The following is a 25,314-nucleotide window of genomic DNA, read 5'->3' as shown; positions in this document are numbered from 1 at the left end:
ACATTCAAAAAGATAGAGTAGGAGGGCTCTATCTTTTTGAATGTTATAGCTGTTGCACTTCAATCAATTGAAGAAAGAGTTATGGAGCAGAATTTACACGATCAAATGACTTTTCTTAAAATACTTGATTTTTAAAGTAGAAATACTATCATACTCGTTTCCCATCTCCAGTTCCAAACGCCTGGAATATCATTACCATGTTCACGGCTATAACCTTTATCACAGGTAACCGGTACGACTATCCTAGTCTCTATGCCACTAGACACTCCCCTTGTTTAAATATCTTTGTCAAACAAGAATTGCCATTATTTTCCCTTCATTTCGTCAAACACCAGACGATAACTGGTCTGACTTGAGTAGATTTGCCTCTTAGCTACAATAATATTTCCTAGTTGAGGTTGATTAATAGCATCTGGCACTTCCTGGGTCTCCAAGACAATACCGGCATAAGGTTTGAGAGGATGATCCCAAATCAGAGTAGGGTCTCCAACTTTGTTATGGGTATAGACAACGATTGCTGGGCTAGTCGTATAGACCTCCAAGGAACGCCCCTTATCTGGACAGGTAAACTGGGCAACTGGTTCTGCCGTCCCAGGTGTATCCAAGATAAAAGGATGATCAAAGCCATTCATCAAGCGAAACTGCGGATCTTGGCTGTCCAACAAATCGCCAAACCGTTTGCCCTCTCTCAAGTCAAATGGCGTCTCCTCAACACTGGCTTTCTCCCCCAAGGGAATCGCTTCTTGGTCTAAGGGCAGATAATGTGAAGCCTTAATTGTCATCTCGTGGTTCAAGACACTGGTTTGATTGTTGCCGTTTAGGTTGAAATAGACGTGATTAGTTGGATTAAACAGCGTCGTTTCTTCTGCTTCACCTTTATAAATGATCGTCCAAACATTATCATCTGTAAAACGATGCTTGACTTCGACAGCCACTGAACCAGGATACTCGATCTTTGGAGAATGTAAGCGGAAGGTTACGGTGACAGCGTCAGCAGCCTCTTCAATCGCATAGGCAAACTGTTGGAGATCGTAACCTTCTAATCCGCCATGCAGATGATTCCGACCGTCATTTTGGGACAATTGATAGGTTTTGCCATTGAGAGTAAAGCGCCCTTCTGCAATCCGCCCCGCAACAGGCCCAACTGTTACGCCATAGTAGTCATTGGACTCAAATGCCTCTTGCGCATTGGCATGTCCCAAAACAATCTCCTCAAAGTGACCTTCTTGATTCGGAATACCCCAGCGGTTAATCCTAGCCCCTAAATCAGAGAATCCGATGCGGATCCCCTGCTTATTTGTCATCAGAATTTCAACAAAATCTTTGCCCCCATAACTGCCAAAGGGAACAACCTCTACTTTCATACTAGATTCCTTTCGTTGCTGGATAAATCTCACGATAGCGGGCATAGGCTTCTTCATAAGCTGCTACGCGTTCGGGAAGCGGAGAGACTACATCGGTGTATGACACAAATTGCAAGGCACAGTCTTGGATCGTCTCGAACCAACCAGCCCCATAAGCTGCCAACATGGCCGCCCCCAAACCTGGACCCTGTTCAGCCGTTAAAGTTACCACTTCCACATTAAAGATGTCTGCCTGCATTTGCAACCAGTCCTTATTTTTAGCGCCACCACCGACAGAGACGATACGTTTGAAACGCTTCCCTGCAACCTCCTGCATCAGGCGTTGCGAATCTTTCAAAGAGAAGGTAATCCCTTCTAAAACTGCCCGTGTGAAGTGCGCCTTGGTGTGAATCGCATCAATCCCAATAAAGCTGCCTCTAACCTTGGAGTCCACATGCGGTGTGCGTTCCCCAACGAGGTAAGGCGTAAACAAGAGCCCTTCGCTGCCTGCAGGAATAGCCGCAATCGGTGCCAATAATTCTGGGAAGCCTTGCTCTGTGGCAAAGGTCTTCCGATACCAGTCCAGGCTATGCCCAGCTGCCAAGGTAACCCCCATGGAGTAACAAGTCCCCTCTAAAGCATGGTTGAAGAAGTGTAGCTTCCCTTGATAATCCGGATTACCCTGTCCCTCATAGGAGAGGAAGACTCCAGAAGTCCCGATACTAGCCATGCCAATATCACTGGAAAGAATCCCCGCACCGACAGCCGCACACGCATTGTCTGCACCGCCCGCAAAGACCTTAACTTCCTTCTTAAAGCCAAAACGGTCTACAAGGTCTGGCTTAATAGTACCAATGCAGTCTGAAGCTGATACAACTTTTGGTAGATAGTCTAAAGGAATCTGAAAAGCTTCTGCCACTTCTTGAGACCAGGTTTTCTTCTCAATATCTAAAAGCAAGGTCCCTGCTGCATCTGAAAAGTCCGTATGGTAGTCGCCTGTCAAATAGAAGCTCAAATAATCTTTCGGCAAGAGAATCTGACGCGCCCGAGCCCAAATATCAGCTTCATTTTCCTGAACCCAGAGGATTTTTGGTAGGGTAAAGCCTTCCAGAGCCAGATTTCGGGTAATGCCCAAGAGGCGGTCCCCCAAAACCTCTTCAATACGACGGCATTGAGCCGTTGTACGTGTGTCATTCCACAGGATAGCTGGGCGCAACACCTCTTGATGCTCGTCCAAGAGAACCAAGCTGTGCATCTGCCCTGAAAAACTAATGCCTTCCAATTCGCTGGTAAAATCTGTTACCTTCTCAGCCAATTCATTCAAGACGCTATCACAGGCCTTGAGCCAATCGTTTGGATCCTGCTCACTATAGCCTGGCTGAGCATGAACCACGTCATAGTCTGCAGAGGACTGAGCTACTACTGTCCCCGTTTCATCTACCAAAAGCCCTTTCAATGAGCTAGTCCCCAAATCAATTCCTAAAACATAAGCCATCGCAATAATACCAAGAATAAAGAGAAAATGTCCCTAGGTCGATTTCCCTTTATGTCTGCCTTTCTTTTGATTTAAAAGAGGGAGCGGGATTGCCCCACTCCCTGCCGGTCGTTAGAATAAGTAATCATTCAATTGTGACTTGACAAGCTCGATATGGCTGGATTCCAATTTTGGATCATCATGCTTGAGCGCGTATTCTGTCAAGCTTTCAAGGTCTTCCTTGTCTGCGACAATACTTGCACCGATGCCTTCACGGAAGCTCGCATAGCGTTTTTCTTTCAAGTCTTCGAAAAAGCGATCTTCACGTAATTTAGCTGCCGCCTTCAAACCACGAGCGAAGGTATCCATACCAGCGATGTGGGCAAAGAGAAGATCATCCATTTCGTGAGATGAACGGCGAACCTTAGAGTCAAAGTTGATACCACCAGGTGCGATACCGCCATTGTCAAGGATTTGAAGCATAGCAAAGGTAGTGTCGTAGACGTTTGTCGGAAATTCATCCGTATCCCAACCAAGAAGCATATCGCCCTGATTCGCATCGATCGAACCTAGCGCGTCATAATCACGTGCCACATTCAATTCGTGCTCAAAGGTATGACCAGCCAAGGTCGCATGGTTAGCTTCAAGGTTGAGTTTGAAATCCCCTTCCAGACCATGTTTCAAGATGAAGGCCATCGTAGTTGCCGCATCAAAGTCATATTGGTGTTTTGATGGTTCTTTTGGTTTTGGTTCAATCAAGAATTGTGGTTTATGCCCAATCTTTTCACCATAAGCAATCGCCATCTTGAACAAGCGCGCAATGTTATCTTGTTCAAATTTCATATCAGTGTTAAGCAAGGTTTCATATCCTTCACGGCCGCCCCAGAAGACATAGTTTTCACCCCCAAGTTTTTTAGAGATGTCCAAACCTTTTTTCACTTGCGCTGCAGCAATGGCATAAACATCAGCATTGTTAGTTGACGCTGCACCGTTGTTGAAACGTGGGTGTGAGAACATATTTGCTGTGTTCCACAACAATTTCTTACCAGTTTCTTCCATTTTTTCTTTGATATGGTCTGTGATTTCATCGAGGTTCGCAAAGAATTCCTCCAATGAATCACCAGCTGGTGCAATATCAATATCATGGAAACAGAAGTAGTCAACATCTAATTTTTCCAAGATTTCAAAGAAAGCATCCACACGGTTGTGAGCTGTTTCAAGAGGTGTTTCTCCAAACCAAGTCCGCTGGTTCGTTGGGTCACCAAATGGATCTGAACCATCTTGAGTCATGGTGTGCCAGTAAGCTAATGCAAAGCGCAAATGCTCACGCATGGTCTTGCCTTCTACCACTTCCTCAGGATTATAGTGGCGAAAAGCATAAGGATTTTTACTACCCTTGCCTTCATATTGAATCTTTTCTACATTGGGAAAATAAGCCATCTTTTTCTCCTTTATTAAAAAAATTTGATTTTGGTTTGTTAGTATGGTAAACTAACTTACATAGATAGTATAAAACTATCTCAATCATTTGTCAAGCGTTTTCAATAAAAAATTTGGCTTTTTGAATAACTTAGGTTAAACTGATATATAAGGCAGGAGGTTTTGCTATGATTACAGATAAATATTTAATACGAGAACAGAACGCGTCGCTTGTCCTCAACACCATTATTGAACACCAGCCCATTTCACGCGCGGATATTGCCAGTTACACTCAGCTCAATAAGGCAACCGTCTCTTCCATCATTACAGACTTAATTGAAAAAGAACTGATCTTCGAATCAGGTATTGGCGAATCGAGTTCAATCGGAGGCAGAAAGCCAATCTACCTGACGTTCAATGCCTATGCTGGCCTCGCCTTAGCTGTTGATGTGGGCTACAATTACGTCAGTCTAATGGTAGCCTATCTTGATGGTACAACCATCCACTCCCAAAAGATAAAGCAAACCATTGATGCCACTACTATCATCCCTAGTATTGTAGGGATAATCAAGCAAGTGATTCCATCACTCCCCCATACACCGCATAGTATTGTCGGTCTCAGTGTTGCCATTCACGGTATCGTTGTAGATAATAACATCCAGTTTTCTCCTTTTTACGATACGCAAGGAACGCAGATTTACGATGCCCTCAGCCAGGAATTTTCATTCCCTATCTATATCGAAAACGAGGCAAATCTAGCTGCCTTAGGAGAGTATACCTTCAGAGTTCAAGAAGATAATGTCATCAGCGTCAGTATTCACAGTGGTATCGGGGTTGGAATTGTCCAGGATAAAGTGCTCCAGACTGGAGCCCATGGCCATTCTGGTGAAATCGGCCACACCATTCTCTATCGAGATGGGATTCCTTGTGCCTGTGGCAACAACGGATGCTTGGAAAAATATGCCTCGAACAAGGCCATCTATGATGCCTATGCTTCACACAAAGGCCAGCCAGATGTCAATTCTGATGTGATCACTAAGAGCCTAACTGAACATGACGAGTTTACCCTCAATTTACTTGAAGAAAAAGCGGCTGAGCTTGCTATCGGTCTCAATACCCTCATCATGCTTTATGATCCAGAAGTTGTCATTATCAATAGCTCTATTTACAAGAAAAACCCTCAGTACCTGAAGGTGTTACAGAAAAATCTTAAAAGTGCCTTTACCAGGGACGTGAGCCTCACTATCAGCACCCTGGAAGATGAAGCGACCCTCTTTGGCGGTATTTCAGTTGTTACTAGCCAGTTTTTAAATCTTCCATCACTCAAATTTTTCAAAACAAAGGCGGGATAGGCGCTGATACTTCCTTTATTGCATGCAAAAAACATCAATCAAAGATAGCTTTTCAAAATATGCAACCTTGCTTTTTTCTTCGATTTCCTTTATAATGGAGGCATGAAAAAGAATTTAACCATTATTTTATTGATCTTCACCATTATCACCACTGCTGCACTGGCTCTTGCTAACCGTCAGTATGTCGAAGTGAATTATCTCTTTGGATACTTTCGCATGCCGCTTATCCTTCTGATTTTGGTTTCGGTTGCTCTAGGGATTTTAATCCAGTTTCTTTTGGCCTTTCCTAAAAATATGGCTAATGCCCGCCAGCTTAAACAGATCAAGCGCGAGATGGAAGACGTCCAACGTGCCATTAAAACACCAACAAAATCTATCTCTGCCATTGACAGCGACACCCAAACGGATTAATCCGTGCAGGAAATAGGCCTGCTGAGTCCCTCTCTAATCCCCTGATGTGTGCCTAGTGAAATAGCTATTGTTATTCTACTAGACACATCAGGGGATTTTTATCTGTCACCAAACAAATCAGTAGAGGGGAAAGAGAGAGTATATAGCTCTATTTAGAACGCTCTCAATCCGACATCACCGATTATAATTATCACCAGAGCAGTAAGGATAGATAAACTCATAAATCCTCAAAACGGAACACTTATCGTTCCAAGCAAAAGATCAAACTGTTGCGTAAGCTTATACTATTTCACTATACACTTGATAAAGAAATGTTCAATAGTGCATAATACTTTTCTTATTCTTCATTGGGGTACACCACCCCTAATTGCCGACGACACTCATCTAACAACTCCATAACCTCCAAGCTAGCGTCTAAAGTTAGATCGCCCTGAAGTTGACCTCTTTTTATTTCTTCAGCTACTAAATCAGCCTGCCTCAGTAAGAGCAAGTCATGCTTCGCACGATAGGTTTCCCGTTGTCTGCCATAAATTTCCGCCTGCTTGGCCATATGGAAATCCTGCACCAGGAGTGTCCCTTCTTCACCAAAGATTAACAAGTGCTCCCCACGAGAGCCATTAATGCCAATCATCAATTTAGCGGTAAAGTCACCATAATCCAAACAAATCTCTTCGTTGAGATCAACACCTGTATCAGCCAAGTCTCCTTGACAAGTCAGAGATTTTGGCAAGCCAAAGAGCTCATAAGCATACCGAAGGGCATAGACACCAATATCCATGACCGCTCCACCAATCAGGTCCCGCTCTATCAAACGAGGTCTTGGATAGGTCCAAATCATAGGCAATGAATAAGCGATTTCGACAGCTTGAACCTTACCCAAACGGCCGCGTTTAATCCAAGTTTTCACCTGCTTGGCCACATCATTGTGCCAAGTCCACATGGCTTCAGAGACATAAACTCTTTTTTCCTTGGCCAACACCATAACCTCTTCTGTCTCTTTAGCGTTTACAGTAAAAGGTTTCTCGCAAAGGACTGGCTTACCGTATGAAATGCAAGCTCTCATATATTCTGCATGCTTGTCAGCTGTCACTGCAATATAAACACCATCAATGTCTGGCTCCTTAAGGAAGGCGTCTAACTCTTCGTAGACTTTTCCTCCAAATCGCTCCGTAAAGGTTCGGGCACGCTTAGTTGTTCGATTCCAGACAGCCATAATCACGTGATTCTCTGACTGTTCAAATTCAAGAGCCATTTGCTCAGCAATCCAGCCACAGCCGATGAAACCCCATTTAAATTGATCTCCCATTATTTTTCGTCCTTTATTCAAAGAAAAAACGGTGAATAAGCTTGTCTTTTCTGCAAAGCCTAGCAAATATTCTACCGTTTTTCCAGATTATTCAGTTGTAGTGGTTTGCAGTTTTTCTTTTTCCTTACCGTATTCCACAAGCTCATCTGCTTCAACGAATTTCACATCGATTGGAATAACAGAATCAATTTTTTCACCTTCAATTGATTTCACAAGATTTTTGATAACTTGCACACCGATATTATAAGCATCTTGATCGACAATGGCTGTGATACGACCATCAGCGATTCCTTTTTCCCAAGTCGGGGTGTAGTCGAAACCAAAGTGAAGGATTTCGCCAGCTTTTCCTTGAGAAGAGATAGCTTCCATAACACCTACGTCTGGGCCTTCAGATCCCATTGAGAAGACCAGTACCAAATCTTTGTTAGAGGTGATTTGTCCTTCCAATTGTTCTTTGGAAACAGCGGCTTGGTCTCTATCTTGGATGGTCTCAAGATACTTAAAGTTCTTAGCATCTTCACCCATGACTTCTTCAAAGCCTTCTTTGATCCCTTTTTCACGGTTGATCATTGTTGGCATAGCACGGTCAACCGTTACAAAGGCGATTGAACCTTTTGTGATGCCTTTTTCTTTCAGGCGTTTTGCACCTTGACGGCCCAATTCTTGACCTGCTTGAATATTATCTGTCCCAACGTAGGCTGTACGGTCAGCAGGATCATCCAAGTCACCGTCAAAGGTAATCACAGGGATACCAGATTCACCAGCTTGCTTGATTGGGTTTTTAAACATGTTGGCTTCGATCGGAGCAATGGCAATACCTGCTGCCTTGTTAGCTACCGCTTCGTTAATAAAACCGATATGTTTTTCATTCTTTTGAGCTTCTGCAGGAGGTGACGTTTTAACAATCAAGTCGTAACCAAGTTCTTTAGCGGTATCTTCTGCACCTTTACGCATTGGGTTCCAATAAGCGCCAATATCCACAACCGGGATGAAGTAAAGGGTTTTGTTACCAGCTTCACCGCCTTCTGCGCTACCACCTTCTGAACTGCCAGAGCCAGAAGAACATCCAGTGATAACTAGCAAGAGCGCTAGAAGTGCCATCAACGTTTTGAAAATCTTTTTCATGATTTTCCTCCTTTGTTTTTTTTACATTTTATAAATAAGGATAGTTCCTTAAGTCATAAATCACTTATTTTTCAACCTTACGGCGAATATAGTCAATAATAATAGAGAAGACGATAACGATACCTGTGACAGCTTGTTGCATGAAGGCATTAATCCCAAGAATCGCCAGACCATTGTTAAAGATTTGGAGGGTAAAGATACCAACGATAGCACCCCCAATCGTACCGACACCTCCGCTGAATTGGGTTCCACCCATGATTGGTGCCGCCATGGCTAGGAGGTCAAGACCTTGCCCTTCGTTTGGTCCACCAACATTCAAGTTACTCATCAACAAGATCCCTGCCAAGGCAGCTAGAGCCCCCTCAATGGCAAAGACTTTAATGACATGCTTATCTGTCTTAATCCCAGAAAGACGAGCAACTTCAGCGTTAGAACCAATCGCATAACAATTGCGTCCAAAGCGTGTATTTTTCATAACATAGGCAAAGATAGCTACTAACACGGCAAAGATAATCGTATTGCTGTAGATAACATTGCCAACTACTTTTGTTGTCGCAATCTTAGCAAACCAATCTGGAGTCCCTGTCACATAAATACCATTAGTCACAAACATGATAATCCCGCGGATAATATAGTTAGTCCCTAGAGTCAGGATAAAGGCTGGCAGGTTCATCTTCTTGATTAGGATTGCATTGATAACCCCGAACAAGACACCGATTAATAAGCAGATCGGAATGACTAAAAACGGCCCCATACCTTTAGTCGATAGGTAAACTGCAACAGTTCCGCAGAAGGCTGCAATTGAAGCGATAGACAAGTCCACGTAACCAGTAATCAAGATCATGGTGTAAGCAATGGTCAGGATTCCGACTGGTGGAATTTGCCTAAAGAAGTTCCCGATATTTCCTTCCGTAAGGAACATAGGGCTAGCAAATGAGAAATACACAAACAGGATGATCAGCATCAGGTAAACTGAGTGTTTGAGTAATAATGATTTAAGATCTAAGTTTTTCAACATCTTTAAATTCCTTTCACTTCAGCCGTGGCATAGGTCATGATTGCTTCTTGAGTAAAGGCATTTTTGTCCCTTAATTCTCCTGTTAAGCGTCCTTCGCTCAATACGTAAATGCGGTCGCAAATTCCCATCAATTCTGGAATCTCACTAGATACCACGATGATTCCCTTGTTTTCCTTTGTCAGGTTATTGATAATGGCATAAATTTCACTTTTAGCACCAATGTCAATCCCTTTTGTCGGTTCATCAAAAATATAGATTTCGCTATCGGTATTTAACCATTTTGCTAAAACAACTTTTTGCTGATTTCCCCCGGACAGAGAAGAAACAGGATTTTGAATATTTGACGTTTTGATTTTTAAGGCTTCTACAAATTTTTCAGTTGTTTGCCGTTGTTCTTTATGATTTAAGATGGCACCTGTCTCAGCAGCCATGTTGACATTCTCATTGATAGACAGGCCAAGCGCAACCCCTTGTTGCTTACGGTCTTCTGTCAGTAAGCAAATCCCTTGAGCGATGGCATCTACTGGACTGGAAATGGAGATTTCTTGCCCGCGTAACTTGATACTGCCGGTGTAGCCTTTATCTGCTCCAAACAAGAGCCTCATAATCTCTGTCCGGCCACTCCCCACCAAACCAGCAAAGCCAATCACCTCTCCTCGCCGGAGTTTAAAACTGATATCTTTCAAAAAATCACGTTGATCAGACAAATGATCAACTTCTAAGATGTACTCTCCAATAGCAGTCTCTCTAGTCGGATAAAGATTTTCCAGCGAACGTCCTACCAGTTTTTGGATAATCTGCTCATCTGTCAAATCCTCAACAGCATCCGTGCTGATATAGGTCCCATCCCGCAGAATAGTGATACGGTCACACAATTCCTTGATTTCTTCCATCCTATGAGAGATGTAAATACTTGAGATTCCTTTGCCTTTCAAAGCTCTGATGATGATAAAGAGAACCTCAACATCCTTGTCAGACAGAGAGGTTGTTGGCTCATCGAAAATGATGACCTTTGCATTCATGCTCAAAGCTTTTGCAATCTCAACCAATTGTTTGCCTGCTGTAGGAAGAGAACTAACCAAGTCGGTCGGCTTGAATTTCACCCCAATCAAATTGAGGATATTTTGAGTATCTTCATAGAGCTTTTTATAGTCTACGATGCCCAGCTTTTCATTGATATAAGGCAGACGACCCATGTAGACATTTTCAGCAACGCTGAGTGGCTCTGCAAGGTTAAACTCCTGATGAACAAAACCAATTCCAAGTTCTGCCGCTTGAAGAGGAGTGAGGTGATCGATACTCTGTCCATCAAAAATGACTTCTCCTCGGTCTTTAGGGATAACGCCTCCCAGGATATTCATCAGGGTTGACTTACCAGCACCATTCTCACCCATCAAGGCATGGATTTCTCCGACCTTAACATCGAACGAAACATCCTTCAAGACTTGAACAGGGCCAAATGATTTGTCAATCCCTTTCATCGATAATAACGTTGTCATCTGATCACCTACTCCTCTCTTTCTGTGTATCTGAAATAATCAAACTTAGCCGCTTCATCATAACCGCTATAATCAATAGCCATCATACCGACAAAAGCACCCGTAAAGAAACCACCATAGGTCTGATTCACATAATCATCTGAAAGAATCTTCGCATCTAACTCAACTGGGATAATCTGCCAATCTTGACCGTCAAAGGAGTAGGCATACCGATAATATTCCTTATCCACGATAGTCTTCATATAGATGTATTCCACTTCTTCCGGTACTACGATGTAATCCTTGTGGAGGTAGGAATTCAGGTTGCCACGGTCCATCTCAAGAATATCCAAGACACGACCTTTTTCCTCATCCCAAGTAATAGCGAGCATCGACCAGTGTTTAGAGTTGTAAAGATTGACCAGACCTGCCAACTGTTGGTAGGTATCTGGACTGAAGCTCACCTTTGTCTCTGCTTCAAAGTGGAAGGCCTGCCAACGTCTCGCAACCAAAGAGGAATCGTGCAGATTAGACGGTGACCCCTGACCTTTCAAGACCAGGTGATCGTCCTCGATTGTTCCCATTTTTTCAGTAAAGGGCACGCGCAGCGTATTAAAATCAATTCCTAAATCTTGCTCTATAAAGTCATCGAAAATGTTAACCTTGCGGTCTACGCCATCTTCCTTCAAAGCTTTAGGCCCCTCGACTATCAGGTTACCTTGTTTGCCACCAACGATGTAGGGCCACTTGTCTTGGTCCCACTCAACCCGCTGAATGGCAGTCTCACGGCCAAGTGTACACCACCCTCTCGGGTCACGGATAGACTCTGTGGCATGATGCCACGGTCTACCCGTTAGATGTGCAAAGAACCATTCACCATCCGGTGTATCTACCAGAGCTCCATGGCCGCATTTTTGAAGAGGATTCAACGGAGAATCGTAGGCTGTCAAGAAAACCTCTGGTTGCGACTCGTAAGGACCAAACAAATCCTTACTCCGGGCAACCACTTCTTGGTGACTGTAAACTGTTCCACCTTCTGCACAGAAGAGGTAGTAATAGTCATCAATACGATAGATATGCGGTCCTTCAACCAATTTAACATCGGTTCCACCCCAGATAATCTTTGCTGTTTCGGGCAGTAATTTCTGGCTTTCTGGATCATATTCGGTCAACTTGATGCCGTGGAAAGGATGATTCCAGGGTCTATGATCCCATTCCATCTGAACCAAATATTTCTTGCCGTCATTGTCATGAAAGAGCGAAGCATCAAAACCAACACCATTTAACGGAATCGGTTTTGACCACGGGCCACGGATGTCCTCAGCTGTTGTCAAATAATTGATACAGTCCTTAAATGGCCCTTCAACAACTTTCACATCGGTGAATATCAACCAGAACTTGCCATCAGCATAACTGAGGTCAGGAGCCCAAATCCCTCCAGAATCTGGATTACCTTTCATGTCCAAGTGTTCAACCGTTGAAAGCGGGTGAGCAATCAATTCCCAATTCTGCAAATCCTTCGACTCGTGAATCTGTACTCCTGGGAACCATTCAAAGGTCGAATTGGCGATATAATAAGTGTCCTCTACCCGAATAATGGATGGATCTGCATTGAATCCCTTTATAACTGGATTGAGAAGTTTCATTAGCATTACCTCAAATTTTGATCCTAAATTAACATCTAGCCTTATAACATGCGACGATAAATCTGAACAACATCCTCTTTTTCAAGTTTGACAAATCCACCGATTGTCCCGGAACGTCCATTGCCATAGACACAACGTTCTGCCATCTTTTCAATATCTTCTTCTCTGGCTCCTAAGTCAGCAAAGGTAGCTGGCATGCCGATAGATTTTAGAAAAGCTCTAAAGCGTTCGATTCCTTCAAGCGCTGTACGTTCTGGGTTTTCAAAATCCATTTGACAGCCCCAGACACGTGTAGCTAGTTGCGCAAAACGCATGATGCCATTCTTGTAAACGTAAGACATCCAGGCTGGGAAAACAACTGCCAAGCCAGCACCGTGGATACAGTCATATTCTGCTGATAGCTCGTGTTCAATGTCATGACTGGCCCAATCTTGTTGGCGACCAACACCGCAAGAATTATTGTGGGCCATCATCCCTGTCCACATGATATTGGCCCTTGCCTCATAATCGTTTGGATTAGCAATAACCTTTGGCGCTTCATTGATTATAGCCAACAAGTGACCTTCAATCATACGATCTGTCGCTTCAACCTGCTTGGTATTGGTAAAATAACGTTCCAACAAGTGGGCCATGATATCCGTGATACCTGCTGCTGTATGGTAGGCAGGCAAGGTCTCTGTCAAGGCTGGATTCAAGATGGAAAATACAGGTCTTAGCCCTTCACCACTAGCACCGCGCTTATACATACCATCTTCTTTGGTAATCACTGAATCTGGCGAGCCTTCAGAACCCGCTGCAGCGATGGTTAAGACAGTCGCTATTGGAAGAGCCATATCTTTTTCAACGACCTTTCCTGAATAAAAATCCCAAAAATCGCCATCATACTTAGCCCCTGCAGCAATAGCCTTAGCAGAATCGATAGCACTTCCACCACCGACAGCTAGGACAAAGTCAACATTTTCCTGTTTGCAAAGCTCAATTCCTTGGTAAACCAAGCCGTCTCTCGGATTCGGCTGAGCGCCGCCCAACTCGACAAATGCGATATCCTGGGCACTTAGAGATGCTTTCACTCGATCTAGTAAGCCAGATTTTACTACACTTCCACCGCCATAATGAATCAAGACCTTGGTCCCACCGAAACGTTTCACATACTGTCCCGTTTCTAACTCTTGGTCCCTACCGAAGGCAAAATAGGTTGGTGCATAAAAGGTAAAATTCTCCATAGGATTTCTCCTTTAGGTTTGTTTGTTTGTTAAACTAACTATAGTATATACTATGCCTTTTATTTTGTCAAGCGTTTTCACAAAAAATATTTTGGAAAAATTTTAGCCTATAAAATGTTATTAATTGCTCTCTATCTATTTACATTTTAATCCCTTTCAGGTATAATACCCTTAACGGATAAGTAGTTTGTCCTTTTCTTTCAGAAAATCTGCGGTCGTTGCGAGCAGATAGAAAAGCCAGATGAAATTCTACCGTGTTTACAATTCAATATCAATCAAGGCACAAGTGCGAAGCTGGATGGAACCGCGTTAGACAACGCTCCAGCAGGTTACTTGTGCCTATTTTTTATCAAGGAGGACATCCCATGTTAGACATTAAAAAAATCCGCGCGGACTTTGACGGCGTCGCTAACAAATTAGCCAGCCGTGGGGTCGAAGCAACTACCATTGCCAGCCTCAAGGACTTGGACGAAAAACGCCGGGAGCTCTTGGTTGTTTCAGAAGAAAAAAAAGCTGAGCGCAATACCGTTTCTGCGGAAATCGCCCAAGCCAAACGCAATAAAGAAGCAGCTGACGACAAGATCGTTGCCATGCAGACTCTCTCTGCGGAAATCAAAACCATTGACGCTGAGCTAGCCCAGATTGAAGAGCAGGTAACGGCTATCATCACCACCATTCCCAATACACCACACGACAGCGTTCCTGTCGGAGCTGACGAGGAAGACAATGTGGAAGTGCGTCGCTGGGGGACACCACGAACCTTTGACTTTGAGCCGAAGGCCCACTGGGATCTAGGCGAAAACTTGGACATTTTGGACTGGGAGCGTGGCGCAAAGGTCACAGGTAGCCGCTTCCTCTTCTATAAGGGCCTTGGAGCTCGTTTGGAGCGCGCACTCTATAACTTCATGCTGGACGAGCACAATGCCGAAGGCTATCAAGAGATCATCACACCATACTTGGTCAATCGTGACTCTATGTTTGGGACTGGGCAGTATCCTAAATTCAAGGAAGACACCTTTGAAATCGCAGACGACGAGCGTCCGCTGGTGCTGATTCCGACAGCCGAAGTGCCTCTGACCAACTTCTACCGCAACGAAATCATCGACGGCAAGGACCTGCCAATCTACTTCACTGCTATGAGCCCATCTTTCCGTTCTGAAGCAGGCTCAGCTGGTCGTGACACCCGTGGTCTCATCCGCCTTCACCAATTCCACAAGGTGGAGATGGTCAAATTTGCCAAGCCAGAAGAGTCTTACGACGAATTGGAAAAAATGACAGCTGACGCTGAAAACATCCTCCAAAAACTAGGCCTTCCTTACCGTGTGCTTGCCCTCTGCACAGGCGACATGGGCTTCTCAGCTGCTAAGACCTACGACTTGGAGGTCTGGATTCCAGCCCAAAATGCCTACCGTGAAATTTCCAGCTGTTCAAATACGGAAGATTTCCAAGCCCGTCGTGCTCAAATCCGTTACCGTGACGAAGCAGATGGCAAGGTCAAACTCCTTCATACCTTGAACGGCTCTGGCCTTGCAGTCGGTCGTACCGTAGCAGCCATCCTTGAAAACTACCAAAACGAAGATGGCTCTGTCACCATTCCAGAAGTCCTACGTCCTTACATGGGTGGGATTGAGCGCATTGAGCCTTAAATAACAAAAAACGGATGATTAACTCAATCCGTTTTTTTACTCGCTTCATAATAGGGAAGTAACCGATGAAACATAGAGGCCAGTTGCAAGACAACTTTTTCTCGTGATCGGTCTACCTGCAAGGGAAAATCGGTTTTCACCAAGACCTTACGGACAAGCCCTGTTCTGACCTGCTCCTGCAATAGGCGACGGTTTGCTTCTGTCGCTTCTACTCGCTCACTCACCCCATCCTTCTGGACCCAGTAATAGATTCCTTCTTGGACAGGGATCTCAAGCACCTGATTTTGTTTAGAGAGGCTTGTTTCTGATTTCTTACGCTCCACAAAGCTGACCTCCACAGCAATTCCCCAGTCTTCTGACTGTCCATACAAGCGAATAGCCAGGGCCACATCATCTCTTGCATCAGAGGGCAGGCGGTAATAGACCAAAAAATGCGGTCGGCAGATTTGCGCCTGATTCATCCACTGGCTGACTTGCTCCATTTGAAAGGGGGCAATCCGTTTTTCCAATTCCCGTCCCAGCTGACCAAATTCTTTTCTGGCTTCTTGAGCAAGAAGGCGGGTCCTTTTCATCTCTTCGCTCATCTCTCCCGCCTTTTCAGGCTTGATATATTTGAAGCCTTGATAGGCTAAGTAAATTTCTACTTTCTCTAACATACCATTCCCCTATTGCCTCTCCCTTTCTTTAAGCATAACAAGACTTCTTCCAATCGTCAACAACTAAGCCATACCAGCCCTATCAAACTCCCATAAAAGCAAACCAAGCTTTAAGCTCTGATGAATTTCCCCTAGGATATTGAACGTTTTATTTTCCCAAAAGAAGAGCTTCCAAGAATTAGCTTATACTGACCATGGCCTTCAAAAAAAGATTGCTTTTGAACAATCTTTTAAAATTTACGAAAACGGGCATAGCGCTGATCTAACATTTCTTCTACAGACAGGGCTTGTAAGGCCTGTAATTCTTCTATAAGCGCTGCTTTCATATCCTGAATGAGTTCTGACCCAAAACGACCGCGCTCGGAAATCACCTGGTCCACCACTCCCATTTTGAGGAGTTCGTAAGAGGTGATCTTCATGAGCTCCGCTGCTTCCATAGCCCGACTACCATCCTTCCACAAGATCGAGGCAAAGCCCTCTGGTGACAAAACAGCGTACATGGAATTTTCCAGCATCCAGACCCGGTCCGCAACAGCTAGGGCCAAGGCACCACCAGATCCCCCTTCTCCGATGATAATGGCGATAATGGGGACCTTCAAACCACTCATTTCCATGAGATTGCGAGCAATGGCTTCCCCCTGTCCACGCTCCTCCGCACCAACACCAGGATAGGCTCCAGCCGTATTGATGAAGGTAATAACTGGACGTCCAAATTTCTCTGCCTGCTTCATGAGACGCAAAGCCTTGCGGTAGCCTTCTGGATGGGGCTGGCCAAAGTTACGCTCCAAGTTATCTTGAAGATTTTTTCCCTTTTGAATCCCAATCAATGTTACGGGCTGACCTGCCAGAAAACCAACACCACCAACGATGGCACCATCATCACGGAAATTACGGTCTCCGTGAAATTCCATAAAATCATCCAAGATGAAGTTGGCATAGTCCAGGCTCGTCAAACGACTCTGGTCCCTAGCCTGTTTAATAATCTGTGCTATTTCACTCATTTGGTACCTCCGTGTAGCTGCAAGAGCTTCCCAATCGTCTCTCGCAAGTCTTGGCGTTTGACAATGGCATCGATAAAACCATGTTCCTGCAAGAATTCAGCCTTTTGGAAGTCATCTGGTAAGGTCTCTCGTACCGTGCTTTCAATCACACGACGACCTGCAAACCCAATCAGAGTCTGAGGCTCTGCCAAAATGACATCCCCTTCCATGGCAAAACTAGCTGTTACACCACCCGTTGTAGGATCCGTCAAAATGGTCAGGTAGAAAAGACCTGAGTTAGAATGGCGTTTAACTGCTGCTGAAATCTTAGCCATCTGCATGAGAGACATAATGCCTTCCTGCATCCGAGCACCACCAGAAGCTGTAAAGAGGACCACTGGCAGTCCTTCTTTTGTAGCCAGTTCAAAGAGACGGGTAATCTTTTCCCCCACAATGGTCCCCATAGAGGCCATGATGAAGTTAGCATCCATGATCCCAAGAGCACAGGTCTGCCCCTTAATCTGAACAAGACCTGTCACCACCGCTTCATCTAGGCCTGTTTTTTGGCGGGTTTTAGCCAATTTCTCCTTATAACCAGGAAAATGCAGCGGATCCTTGGTCTCAAGACCTGTAAAGTATTCCTCAAAAGTTCCTTCATCCCCAATCAGCTGCAGGCGCTCCTTGGCCGAAATCCGGAAATTATAGGAACAGGATGGACAGGTCTTATCAAGTCCTAGATCCTTTTGATAAATAATCTGTTTACAAGCTGGACACTTATCAAATAGTTGGTCTGGAACCTCAGGCTTTGTCTGAGACTGGGCATGGCCCAGCGAACGATTTGGATTAATACGGATGTATTTTTCCTTCCTTGAAAACAATGCCATAACATCTCCTTTTAAACGAGGAGACCCAAACTCCTATCCAGAGACTGAGAAGCAATCTCCCTTAAGACATCTGGGTCCTCTCTTTTTAATCATTTCCCTTTTGGTAGTTGGGGAGAAAGCTTTCCATCAAGTAGGCTGTATCATAATCCCCAGCAACCACCTTAGGATCTGAAATCAAATCTAATTGAAAATCTACATTGGTCACAACACCGTCAATCTCTAGTTCATAAAGAGCCCTCTGCATCTTCATCAGAGCCTCAAAACGATTGGAGCCATGAACGATAACCTTGGCAATCATGGAATCGTAATATGGCGGAATGGTGTAGCCTGGATAGACTGCTGAATCTACGCGTAAGCCTACACCACCACTCGGCAGATAGAGGTCTGTAATTTTCCCTGGACTTGGTGCAAAATTGAAGGTTGGATTTTCCGCATTGATCCGACACTCGATCGCGTGGCCTGTGATGGTCACATCTTCCTGAGTGACAGACAAGGGTTCACCTGCCGCAATCTTAATCTGCTCCTTGACAATGTCCACGCCTGTCACAAACTCCGTCACAGGGTGCTCTACTTGGACGCGGGTGTTCATCTCCATGAAGTAGAATTCGCCCTTTTCCTCGTCCAGAAGAAATTCGATGGTTCCTGCGTTTTCATAGCCGACAGACTCCGCTGCTCTTACTGCCGCTTGACCAATCTTAGTGCGCATGGTTTTCCCAATAACAATAGACGGCGCTTCTTCTAAAACTTTCTGGTTATTCCGCTGGAGGGAACAATCTCGCTCACCGAGATGAATGACATTGCCGTAGCGGTCTGCCAAAATCTGAACCTCGATATGACGCGCGGGATAGACCACGCGCTCCATGTACATGGCTCCGTTACCAAAGGCTGCCTTAGCTTCTGACGAAGCTGACTCAAAGGCAGGCACAAGATCTTGAGCCTTTTCGACCTTACGAATCCCTTTACCACCGCCACCAGCTGACGCCTTGAGCATGACTGGATAGCCGATTTTCTCCGCAATGGCTAGAGCCTCCTCAGCAGAGAAGACCTCTCCATCTGAACCAGGAATGACAGGAACACCAGCCTTGATCATCTCGGAACGGGCATTGATCTTATCTCCCATGGTATCCATGACGGCACCAGATGGGCCAATAAACTGAATGCCTACCTCTTCACACATGGTCGCAAACTTGGAATTTTCACTTAAAAATCCAAACCCAGGGTGAATAGCTTCTGCACCTGTCACAACTGCAGCAGATAAAACGGCGTTGATATTCAGATAGGAGTCGATCGATTTGGCAGGTCCGACACAAATCGCCTCATCTGCCAAGAGCACATGAAGGGCGTCTTTATCCGCCTGCGAATAAATCGCCACCGTTTCAATTCCCAATTCTCTCGCTGCACGAATAATCCGTACCGCAATTTCGCCACGGTTGGCGATTAAGATTTTTTTGAACATACTTTTCTCTCTTTATGGCAGTTTCTGCTAAGACAGCTATCCTAGCCAAAGGTTTCCAATGAACACTTTTCCATCGCAGTAGCTGTTGGGGCGTTCACTTCGCTATGCTTGTGACCAACCTGCTCCTTTTCCGATTTTCAGACTCGCACCTTCCAGAGTCACTTCACTGACTCTGGAAGTCTTGCGGGGATAGGACAACGACATCGAACCGATTTCTGTATTCTCGCTTTCTAACTTTCATGCTCGAACCTTAAGACTGGGACAAAAGTCCCGGTCTCTCCATGTTATTATCATAACGTCAGCAAGACGCAGTGGTTGAGTGGGTTCTAATACGCTGATGTCATCAGCTGAACAGCCCTCAAAATTGTGGCGAGCCTTACTCGCTCTATCCAAAACCTCAAACAGCAATCTTTAGGCTGTTTGAGCTGCGTGGAGGTGGGCTAACGACTCATCGAACCCTTCGGGTTACCGATTTTTGTATTCTCGCTTTCTGACTTTCAGGATCGAACCTTAAACAGTCCACTGGACTGTTTAAGTCCCAATCGCAAAGGTCAGCGTGCCACTCGCAGCCAGCTTGCCATCGACTTCGGCTTTGGCTTCAACGACTGCAATCGTGCCACGGCGTTTGACAAAGGTCGCCGTCATGACGAGCTGATCTCCGGGAACGACTTGTTTTTTGAACTTGACCTTGTCCATACCGGCGTAAAAGACCAACTTGCCCTTGTTTTCAGGTTTTGATAATTCAAGAACACCTGCCGTCTGGGCCAGTGCTTCCATGATGAGGACACCCGGCATGACTGGGTATTCAGGAAAATGCCCATTGAAAAAGGGTTCATTGATGGTCACGTTTTTCACTGCGACAATCGTATCGTCTGTCATCTCCAGTACCCGATCCACCAAGAGCATCGGGTAGCGGTGAGGCAGCGCTTCTTTAATCTGGTTTATATCCATCATTTGATGCGCACCAATCCTTGTCCAAATTCTACTACATCTTCATTATAGACCAAAATTTCTGTCACCACGCCATCACGCGGAGCTGGAATCTCATTCATGACCTTCATAGCTTCAATGATAACAAGCGTTTGGCCTTTTTTCACACTATCTCCAACTGCCACAAAGGCTGGCTTGTCCGGAGCTGGCGACAGGTAGGCCACACCGACGAGCGGGCTCTCCACCACTTCCCCTTCGGCTTGTGCTGTTGGAACAATAGCAGAGCTAGCAGTCGCAGGCTTATCTAGGGAAACGACTGGCGTTTGCGCTTGAGGGGCAGCATTAGCCACCGTAGGCTGAGCAACTGGTGTCACGGCCAAAGCGCTACCTTCATTTTTACTAAAGGCAAGCTCATCGCTGCCATTCTTATAAGAAAATTCACGGAGACTTGAACTGTCAAACTGTGCCATCAAGTCTTTAATTGCTGCTAATTCCATTAGCCCTCCCATTTCTTAAATGCAATGACTGCATTGTGACCACCAAAGCCAAAGGTATTGGAAATGGCGTAATGGATTGCCATTTCACGCCCTTGTCCGTAAATCACATCTGCTTCAATATCATCTGATAATTCGTTTGTTCCCGCAGTCATTGGCGCATAGGAGTTACGCATGGCCTCAACAACAGCAATTGCCTCGACAGCTCCAGCGGCACCGAGCAAATGACCTGTAAAGGACTTGGTTGACGAAACAGGTGTATTTTTACCAAATACGGAAACAATTGCCTGACTCTCACCCTTTTCATTGGCAGGAGTGGAGGTCCCATGAGCATTGATGTAGTCCACATCTGCTGGCTCGATGCCTGCTTCTTTGAGCGCCAATTTCATCGCCTTTATGGCTCCCAATCCTTCTGGATGTGGCGAGGTCATGTGGTGGGCATCACAGGTATTGCCATAACCCACGATTTCCGCCAAGATTGTCGCCCCACGTTTTTGGGCATGTTCCAGACTTTCTAAAACCAGAACACCTGCACCTTCACCCATGACAAAGCCATTGCGTTCCTTGTCAAAAGGAATCGACGCACGAAGCGGGTCTTCGGTCGTTGACATAGCGGTCAAGGCCTGGAAACCGCCGATGGCAAATGGTGTAATCGCTGCTTCTGAACCGCCAGCCAGCATGACATCTTGGAAGCCGAATTTAATTTCACGAAAAGCATCCCCCAAGGCATTATTAGACGATGCACAGGCAGTAATCACACACTTGCAGACCCCATTGGCACCAAACCGCATGGCGATATTCCCTGCTGCCATGTTTGGTAGGGCTTTTGGCAGAGCCATCGGGCGAATCCGCTTAGGACCCTTGGTGTTCATTCGCTCCACTTGTTGCTCGATTTCTAAAATGCCACCGATACCTGTCGACAAAATCACCCCAAAACGGTCTCTATCCAAAGTGTCCGGCGTCAAGCCTGCATTGGTGACTGCTTCTTCTGCCGCATAGAGAGCATAGAGCGAGTAGTCATCGTAGCGATTGGTGTCTTTTTTCGTAAAGTATTTGTCAAAAGGGAAATCCTTGATTTCCGCAGCATTATGGACACTGTATTCGCTCGTATCAAACTTGCTAATCTTGCCAATACCGACCTTGCCTGTATACAGGCTGTTCCAAAATTCTTCTGGCGTGTTCCCGATTGGGGAGGTAATGCCGTATCCTGTGACGACGACACGATGGGTTTTTGTCATGGTGTTCTCCTTTTTGAACTGTACGATTTTTACAACTGTCACATCAATGAAACGCAGTGGCTGAGTGCGTCAAGGCGTTTGCGCCTTGACGGCGAGAAATCGTGAGTTGCACAGCTCAAACAGCCTAAAGATGGCTGTTTGAGGTTGTGGATAGAGCGAGCAAGGCTCGCCACAATCGTCAGGGCTGTTTAGCCGATACCATCAGCTTTCCCCCCTACTCAACTGTATTCTCATTGCATGGTCAAGCCACCATCAATGGCAATCACTTGACCGGTGAGGTAGTCTTGACTGGCCAGAAAGACTGCCACATCAGCCACTTCCTCCGCCTGTCCAAAGCGTTTCATTGGGATTTGTCCCAGCATCGCTTCTTTGATTTTATCTGCCAACACAGCTGTCATATCCGACTCGATAAAGCCTGGGGCAATGGCATTGACACGCACATTGCGACTTGCCACTTCCCGTGCGATGGACTTGGTCAAACCAATCATACCCGCCTTCGAGGCTGCATAGTTAGCCTGACCGGCATTGCCCACGAGACCAACCACGCTCGAGAGGTTGATAATCGCCCCCTCACGTGCCCTTGTCATAGGTTTTAGGACAGCTTGAGTCATGTTGAAGGCCCCTGTTAGGTTGATTTTGAGGACGCTGTCAAAGTCCTCTTCTGTCATCCGCATAGCCAGCCCATCCTTGGTAATACCGGCATTGTTGACCAGAATGTCCACACTTCCCAGCTCTTCGATGGCTCTATCAACCATTTGCTTGGCCTGCGCTTGACTGGAAATGTCTCCTGAAATGCTCACCACCTTGACACCGTAGGGCTCAAAGGCAGCCAGCGTTTCTGCTGGAATCTCCCCACGACCGTTGATTACGACATTGGCTCCCAGACTGGCAAATTTATGGGCAATCGCCAAGCCAATACCACGTGTTGAACCAGTAATAAACACATTTTTCCCTTGTAATTTCAAAGTATTATCCTCCAATATTTTCTAATAATTTTTCTAAATCAGTTAATGTTTCAATTGATTGACAAGCTAATGTCTTGTCCATTTTTTTGATAAAGCCACTCAAGACCTTACCTGGACCAATTTCAATGACCTTAGTCATTCCTAATGCTTTCAAGGTTTCTATAGACTCATAAAACCGAACCGGCTCCATTACCTGACGAGCCAACAAACTAGGAATGGCCTCTTTTGCCATGACAGCGGCCTCTGTGTTGCCAACTACTGGAACCTCTGGTTCCATAAAGGTGACCTTGGCTAACTCTTCGGCGAGTCCCTGACTGGCAGGTGCCAAAAGAGCGGTATGAAAGGGACCAGATACATTGAGTGAAATCATCCGCTTAACTCCCGCCTCCTTGAGGTAGGCAACTGCCTGGTCCACTGCTTCTACAGTACCACCAATGACAATCTGTCCCGGTGTATTGTAGTTAGCTGGACCGACATAGCCTTTATAAAGCGCCTTTTGACAAGCATCTTCGATGATAGAAGCCTCTGTATTCATGATAGCCATCATCTTCCCACTCCCTGCTGGAGCAGCCGTCTCCATCAACTCACCCCGCTTGGCGATCAAGGTTACAGCATCTGAAAAAGAAATGGCCCCCGCAGCCACCAAGGCTGAATATTCTCCCAAGGATAAACCTGCAACCATATCCGGTTTAATCCCATTTTGCTCCAATAGGCGGTAAATCGCTATCGAAGTCGTCAAAATAGCCGGTTGCGTGTAACGCGTTTGATTAAGCTTAAGCTCATCACTATCAATCAGCTCTCGCACGTCATAGCCCAAAATCTGGCTAGCCTCATCAAAGGTGGCCTTGACAATCGGGTAGGCGTCGTACAAGTCTCTTGCCATGCCTAAACTTTGGGCGCCTTGTCCTGCAAATAAAAAGGCTGTCTGTGTCATCTTATTCTCCAACATTTGCCCAGCGAGCAGCTTCTTCTCTAATAACAGCTGCCGCGCCATAATAAATATCCTTCAGGATTTCTTCACAGGTTTCTTCCTTGGAAACTAGACCTGCAATCTGACCTGCCATCACTGACCCTGTGTCGACATCACCGTCAACAACGGAGCGCCTAAGAGCTCCTGCTCCCAGATTTTCAAAGACTGTTAAATCAGGCTCTTCTTGTTTGAAAGCTTCCCGCTCTGCCAGATCAAATTCCTTGGTCAGTTTATTTTTGATGGCCCTTACTGCATGGCCAAAATTAGCTGCCGTAACCACCGTATCAATATCCTTCGCTTTCAGGATCTTGTCTTTATAATTTTGATGGGCGTTGGATTCCTTAGCAACAAGAAAGCGTGTCCCAACCTGTACTGCCTCAGCACCTAACATGAAACCTGCAGCTGCACCACGGCCATCTGCAATACCACCAGCAGCAATCACCGGAATGGACACGGCTTCTGCTACTTGACGAACCAAACTCATCGTTGTCAATTTCCCAATATGACCGCCAGCTTCCATTCCTTCCGCAACAACAGCATCTGCACCGATTTTTTCCATCCGCTTAGCTAGAGCCACACTCGGAACAACTGGAATCACCACCATACCAGCTGCATGGAAGCGTTCCATATACTTTCCAGGATTTCCAGCACCAGTCGTCACGACCTTAACGCCTTCTGCAATGACCAGATCTACGATATCATCGACAAAGGGCGACAAAAGCATGATATTAACACCGAATGGTTTATCCGTAATTTGCTTCACGCGATCAATATTGGCTTTCACAACTTCTTTAGGAGCATTGCCACCACCAATGATGCCAAGGCCACCAGCATTGGAGACCGCACCAGCCAAATCACCATCAGCTACCCAAGCCATGCCTCCTTGGAAAATAGGATATTTAATATTTAACAGTTCTGTGATACGTGTTTTCATAAGTCTCTTTTCTGTTATTGTTTGCTTCACAAATCATTTGATTATCAAACAATTTGTGAAACAAGGGAGAATACCAACTGGTTGATATTCTCATTTCCCTTATTCTTACTTCGTTTGTGCTTCTACATAAGCGACTAAGTCACCTACAGTTTTTAAGCTATCTTCTGCTTCGATCGTAATATCAAATTCATCTTCAATCTCAGAAATCACTTGGAAGATATCCAACGAATCTGCATCTAGATCTTCAAAAGAAGTTTCCAATTTGACTTCTTCCGCTTCTTTACCCAATTCTTCAACGATGATTTCTTGTATTTTTTCAAATACTGCCATAAGTGTAACTCCTTATTGTATAAAAATTTTTTATAA

23 protein-coding genes are annotated in these 25,314 nt (G+C 45.3%); 3 read left to right on the top strand and 20 right to left on the bottom strand.

Annotated features, from left to right (window positions below; translation table 11 throughout):
* Positions 1–305: 305 nt before the first annotated feature.
* The 3 genes from HF992_RS01515 to xylA all read right to left on the bottom strand — a co-directional run bounded on the left by HF992_RS01515 (position 306) and on the right by xylA (position 4,257).
* On the bottom strand, positions 306–1,364 hold the full coding sequence (locus tag HF992_RS01515) for an aldose epimerase family protein (RefSeq protein WP_168548300.1): 1,059 nt from the start codon (positions 1,362–1,364) through the stop codon (positions 306–308).
* A 1-nt stretch (position 1,365) separates the two neighbouring features.
* Entirely contained in the window at positions 1,366–2,838 is a 1,473-nt protein-coding gene (gene xylB, locus HF992_RS01510; protein WP_168548299.1) for a xylulokinase, read from the bottom strand.
* A gap of 111 nt (positions 2,839–2,949) precedes the next feature.
* On the bottom strand, positions 2,950–4,257 hold the full coding sequence (gene xylA / locus HF992_RS01505; RefSeq protein WP_168548298.1) for a xylose isomerase: 1,308 nt from the start codon (positions 4,255–4,257) through the stop codon (positions 2,950–2,952).
* Positions 4,258–4,424: 167 nt separating this feature from the next.
* On the opposite strand from xylA, the gene HF992_RS01500 reads away from it, so the two are divergent.
* Positions 4,425–5,588, top strand: a complete 1,164-nt coding sequence (locus HF992_RS01500) for an ROK family transcriptional regulator (protein WP_168548297.1) — start codon at positions 4,425–4,427, stop codon at positions 5,586–5,588.
* Between the two features lie 102 nt (positions 5,589–5,690).
* A complete protein-coding gene (locus tag HF992_RS01495) occupies positions 5,691–5,999 on the top strand; it encodes a LapA family protein (RefSeq protein WP_168548296.1) in 309 nt (102 codons plus the stop codon).
* Positions 6,000–6,336: 337 nt separating this feature from the next.
* Here the strand turns inward: HF992_RS01495 and HF992_RS01490 are convergent, their stop codons facing one another.
* The 6 genes from HF992_RS01490 to HF992_RS01465 all read right to left on the bottom strand — a co-directional run bounded on the left by HF992_RS01490 (position 6,337) and on the right by HF992_RS01465 (position 13,795).
* Positions 6,337–7,305, bottom strand: coding sequence for a Gfo/Idh/MocA family protein (locus HF992_RS01490; protein WP_168548295.1), 969 nt, complete (start codon positions 7,303–7,305; stop codon positions 6,337–6,339).
* Between the two features lie 87 nt (positions 7,306–7,392).
* Complete coding sequence (locus HF992_RS01485) at positions 7,393–8,430, bottom strand: sugar ABC transporter substrate-binding protein (protein ID WP_168548294.1); 1,038 nt, start codon at positions 8,428–8,430, stop codon at positions 7,393–7,395.
* A 64-nt stretch (positions 8,431–8,494) separates the two neighbouring features.
* The gene (locus HF992_RS01480; protein WP_168548293.1) at positions 8,495–9,448 is read right to left on the bottom strand and encodes an ABC transporter permease; all 954 of its coding nucleotides are present in this window, start codon (positions 9,446–9,448) and stop codon (positions 8,495–8,497) included.
* 2 nt (positions 9,449–9,450) lie between these two features.
* Positions 9,451–10,947 (bottom strand): sugar ABC transporter ATP-binding protein, encoded by a 1,497-nt coding sequence (locus HF992_RS01475; protein ID WP_168548292.1) that lies wholly within the window; start codon positions 10,945–10,947, stop codon positions 9,451–9,453.
* A gap of 8 nt (positions 10,948–10,955) precedes the next feature.
* The gene (locus HF992_RS01470) at positions 10,956–12,572 is read right to left on the bottom strand and encodes a glycoside hydrolase family 43 protein (protein ID WP_168548291.1); all 1,617 of its coding nucleotides are present in this window, start codon (positions 12,570–12,572) and stop codon (positions 10,956–10,958) included.
* 41 nt (positions 12,573–12,613) lie between these two features.
* Positions 12,614–13,795: an iron-containing alcohol dehydrogenase gene (locus HF992_RS01465; RefSeq protein WP_168548290.1), complete on the bottom strand. Its 1,182-nt coding sequence runs from the start codon at positions 13,793–13,795 to the stop codon at positions 12,614–12,616.
* Positions 13,796–14,160: 365 nt separating this feature from the next.
* Between HF992_RS01465 and serS the strand changes: the two genes are divergently transcribed.
* Positions 14,161–15,441: a serine--tRNA ligase gene (serS, locus tag HF992_RS01460; protein ID WP_168548289.1), complete on the top strand. Its 1,281-nt coding sequence runs from the start codon at positions 14,161–14,163 to the stop codon at positions 15,439–15,441.
* 23 nt (positions 15,442–15,464) lie between these two features.
* Here serS and HF992_RS01455 read toward each other — a convergent pair whose 3' ends face one another.
* From HF992_RS01455 to HF992_RS01405, 11 genes are all read right to left on the bottom strand, one after another.
* Positions 15,465–16,097, bottom strand: a complete 633-nt coding sequence (locus tag HF992_RS01455) for a ribonuclease P (protein WP_168548288.1) — start codon at positions 16,095–16,097, stop codon at positions 15,465–15,467.
* Positions 16,098–16,327: 230 nt separating this feature from the next.
* Entirely contained in the window at positions 16,328–17,098 is a 771-nt protein-coding gene (locus HF992_RS01450) for an acetyl-CoA carboxylase carboxyl transferase subunit alpha (protein WP_168548287.1), read from the bottom strand.
* Entirely contained in the window at positions 17,095–17,961 is an 867-nt protein-coding gene (accD, locus tag HF992_RS01445) for an acetyl-CoA carboxylase, carboxyltransferase subunit beta (RefSeq protein WP_168548286.1), read from the bottom strand. Before accD ends, HF992_RS01450 begins: the two co-directional genes overlap by 4 nt.
* 85 nt (positions 17,962–18,046) lie before the next feature.
* Entirely contained in the window at positions 18,047–19,417 is a 1,371-nt protein-coding gene (locus HF992_RS01440) for an acetyl-CoA carboxylase biotin carboxylase subunit (RefSeq protein WP_168548285.1), read from the bottom strand.
* Between the two features lie 531 nt (positions 19,418–19,948).
* Complete coding sequence (gene fabZ, locus HF992_RS01435; RefSeq protein ID WP_168548284.1) at positions 19,949–20,371, bottom strand: 3-hydroxyacyl-ACP dehydratase FabZ; 423 nt, start codon at positions 20,369–20,371, stop codon at positions 19,949–19,951.
* The gene (accB, locus tag HF992_RS01430; RefSeq protein WP_168548283.1) at positions 20,368–20,844 is read right to left on the bottom strand and encodes an acetyl-CoA carboxylase biotin carboxyl carrier protein; all 477 of its coding nucleotides are present in this window, start codon (positions 20,842–20,844) and stop codon (positions 20,368–20,370) included. Before accB ends, fabZ begins: the two co-directional genes overlap by 4 nt.
* Positions 20,844–22,079 carry a beta-ketoacyl-ACP synthase II gene (fabF, locus tag HF992_RS01425; protein WP_168548282.1) on the bottom strand — a complete coding sequence of 412 codons (1,236 nt, stop codon included), beginning with the start codon at positions 22,077–22,079 and terminating at the stop codon, positions 20,844–20,846. Before fabF ends, accB begins: the two co-directional genes overlap by 1 nt.
* A gap of 230 nt (positions 22,080–22,309) precedes the next feature.
* The gene (gene fabG / locus HF992_RS01420) at positions 22,310–23,044 is read right to left on the bottom strand and encodes a 3-oxoacyl-[acyl-carrier-protein] reductase (RefSeq protein WP_168548281.1); all 735 of its coding nucleotides are present in this window, start codon (positions 23,042–23,044) and stop codon (positions 22,310–22,312) included.
* 4 nt (positions 23,045–23,048) lie between these two features.
* Positions 23,049–23,978 (bottom strand): ACP S-malonyltransferase, encoded by a 930-nt coding sequence (gene fabD / locus HF992_RS01415; protein ID WP_168548280.1) that lies wholly within the window; start codon positions 23,976–23,978, stop codon positions 23,049–23,051.
* Between the two features lies 1 nt (position 23,979).
* Entirely contained in the window at positions 23,980–24,948 is a 969-nt protein-coding gene (fabK, locus tag HF992_RS01410) for an enoyl-[acyl-carrier-protein] reductase FabK (RefSeq protein WP_168548279.1), read from the bottom strand.
* A 105-nt stretch (positions 24,949–25,053) separates the two neighbouring features.
* A complete protein-coding gene (locus HF992_RS01405; RefSeq protein ID WP_168548278.1) occupies positions 25,054–25,278 on the bottom strand; it encodes an acyl carrier protein in 225 nt (74 codons plus the stop codon).
* Between the last annotated feature and the right edge of the window lie 36 nt (positions 25,279–25,314).

Origin of the sequence: Streptococcus ovuberis (assembly GCF_012396585.1) — a bacterium.
Classification (GTDB): domain Bacteria; phylum Bacillota; class Bacilli; order Lactobacillales; family Streptococcaceae; genus Streptococcus; species Streptococcus ovuberis.
The sequence above is the reverse complement of the archived record's forward strand: the minus strand, read 5'-3'. Positions and strand labels throughout refer to the sequence as shown.

Bases quoted from the DNA above. Each gene is read 5' to 3' on its own strand.
- HF992_RS01515 (WP_168548300.1), bottom strand. From the start codon at position 1,364: ATGAAAGTAGAGGTTGTTCCCTTTGGCAGTTATGGGGGCAAAGATTTT.
- xylB (WP_168548299.1), bottom strand. From the start codon at position 2,838: ATGGCTTATGTTTTAGGAATTGATTTGGGGACTAGCTCATTGAAAGGG.
- xylA (WP_168548298.1), bottom strand. From the start codon at position 4,257: ATGGCTTATTTTCCCAATGTAGAAAAGATTCAATATGAAGGCAAGGGT.
- HF992_RS01500 (WP_168548297.1), top strand. From the start codon at position 4,425: ATGATTACAGATAAATATTTAATACGAGAACAGAACGCGTCGCTTGTC.
- HF992_RS01495 (WP_168548296.1), top strand. From the start codon at position 5,691: ATGAAAAAGAATTTAACCATTATTTTATTGATCTTCACCATTATCACC.
- HF992_RS01490 (WP_168548295.1), bottom strand. From the start codon at position 7,305: ATGGGAGATCAATTTAAATGGGGTTTCATCGGCTGTGGCTGGATTGCT.
- HF992_RS01485 (WP_168548294.1), bottom strand. From the start codon at position 8,430: ATGAAAAAGATTTTCAAAACGTTGATGGCACTTCTAGCGCTCTTGCTA.
- HF992_RS01480 (WP_168548293.1), bottom strand. From the start codon at position 9,448: ATGTTGAAAAACTTAGATCTTAAATCATTATTACTCAAACACTCAGTT.
- HF992_RS01475 (WP_168548292.1), bottom strand. From the start codon at position 10,947: ATGACAACGTTATTATCGATGAAAGGGATTGACAAATCATTTGGCCCT.
- HF992_RS01470 (WP_168548291.1), bottom strand. From the start codon at position 12,572: ATGAAACTTCTCAATCCAGTTATAAAGGGATTCAATGCAGATCCATCC.
- HF992_RS01465 (WP_168548290.1), bottom strand. From the start codon at position 13,795: ATGGAGAATTTTACCTTTTATGCACCAACCTATTTTGCCTTCGGTAGG.
- serS (WP_168548289.1), top strand. From the start codon at position 14,161: ATGTTAGACATTAAAAAAATCCGCGCGGACTTTGACGGCGTCGCTAAC.
- HF992_RS01455 (WP_168548288.1), bottom strand. From the start codon at position 16,097: ATGTTAGAGAAAGTAGAAATTTACTTAGCCTATCAAGGCTTCAAATAT.
- HF992_RS01450 (WP_168548287.1), bottom strand. From the start codon at position 17,098: ATGAGTGAAATAGCACAGATTATTAAACAGGCTAGGGACCAGAGTCGT.
- accD (WP_168548286.1), bottom strand. From the start codon at position 17,961: ATGGCATTGTTTTCAAGGAAGGAAAAATACATCCGTATTAATCCAAAT.
- HF992_RS01440 (WP_168548285.1), bottom strand. From the start codon at position 19,417: ATGTTCAAAAAAATCTTAATCGCCAACCGTGGCGAAATTGCGGTACGG.
- fabZ (WP_168548284.1), bottom strand. From the start codon at position 20,371: ATGATGGATATAAACCAGATTAAAGAAGCGCTGCCTCACCGCTACCCG.
- accB (WP_168548283.1), bottom strand. From the start codon at position 20,844: ATGGAATTAGCAGCAATTAAAGACTTGATGGCACAGTTTGACAGTTCA.
- fabF (WP_168548282.1), bottom strand. From the start codon at position 22,079: ATGACAAAAACCCATCGTGTCGTCGTCACAGGATACGGCATTACCTCC.
- fabD (WP_168548280.1), bottom strand. From the start codon at position 23,978: ATGACACAGACAGCCTTTTTATTTGCAGGACAAGGCGCCCAAAGTTTA.
- fabK (WP_168548279.1), bottom strand. From the start codon at position 24,948: ATGAAAACACGTATCACAGAACTGTTAAATATTAAATATCCTATTTTC.
- HF992_RS01405 (WP_168548278.1), bottom strand. From the start codon at position 25,278: ATGGCAGTATTTGAAAAAATACAAGAAATCATCGTTGAAGAATTGGGT.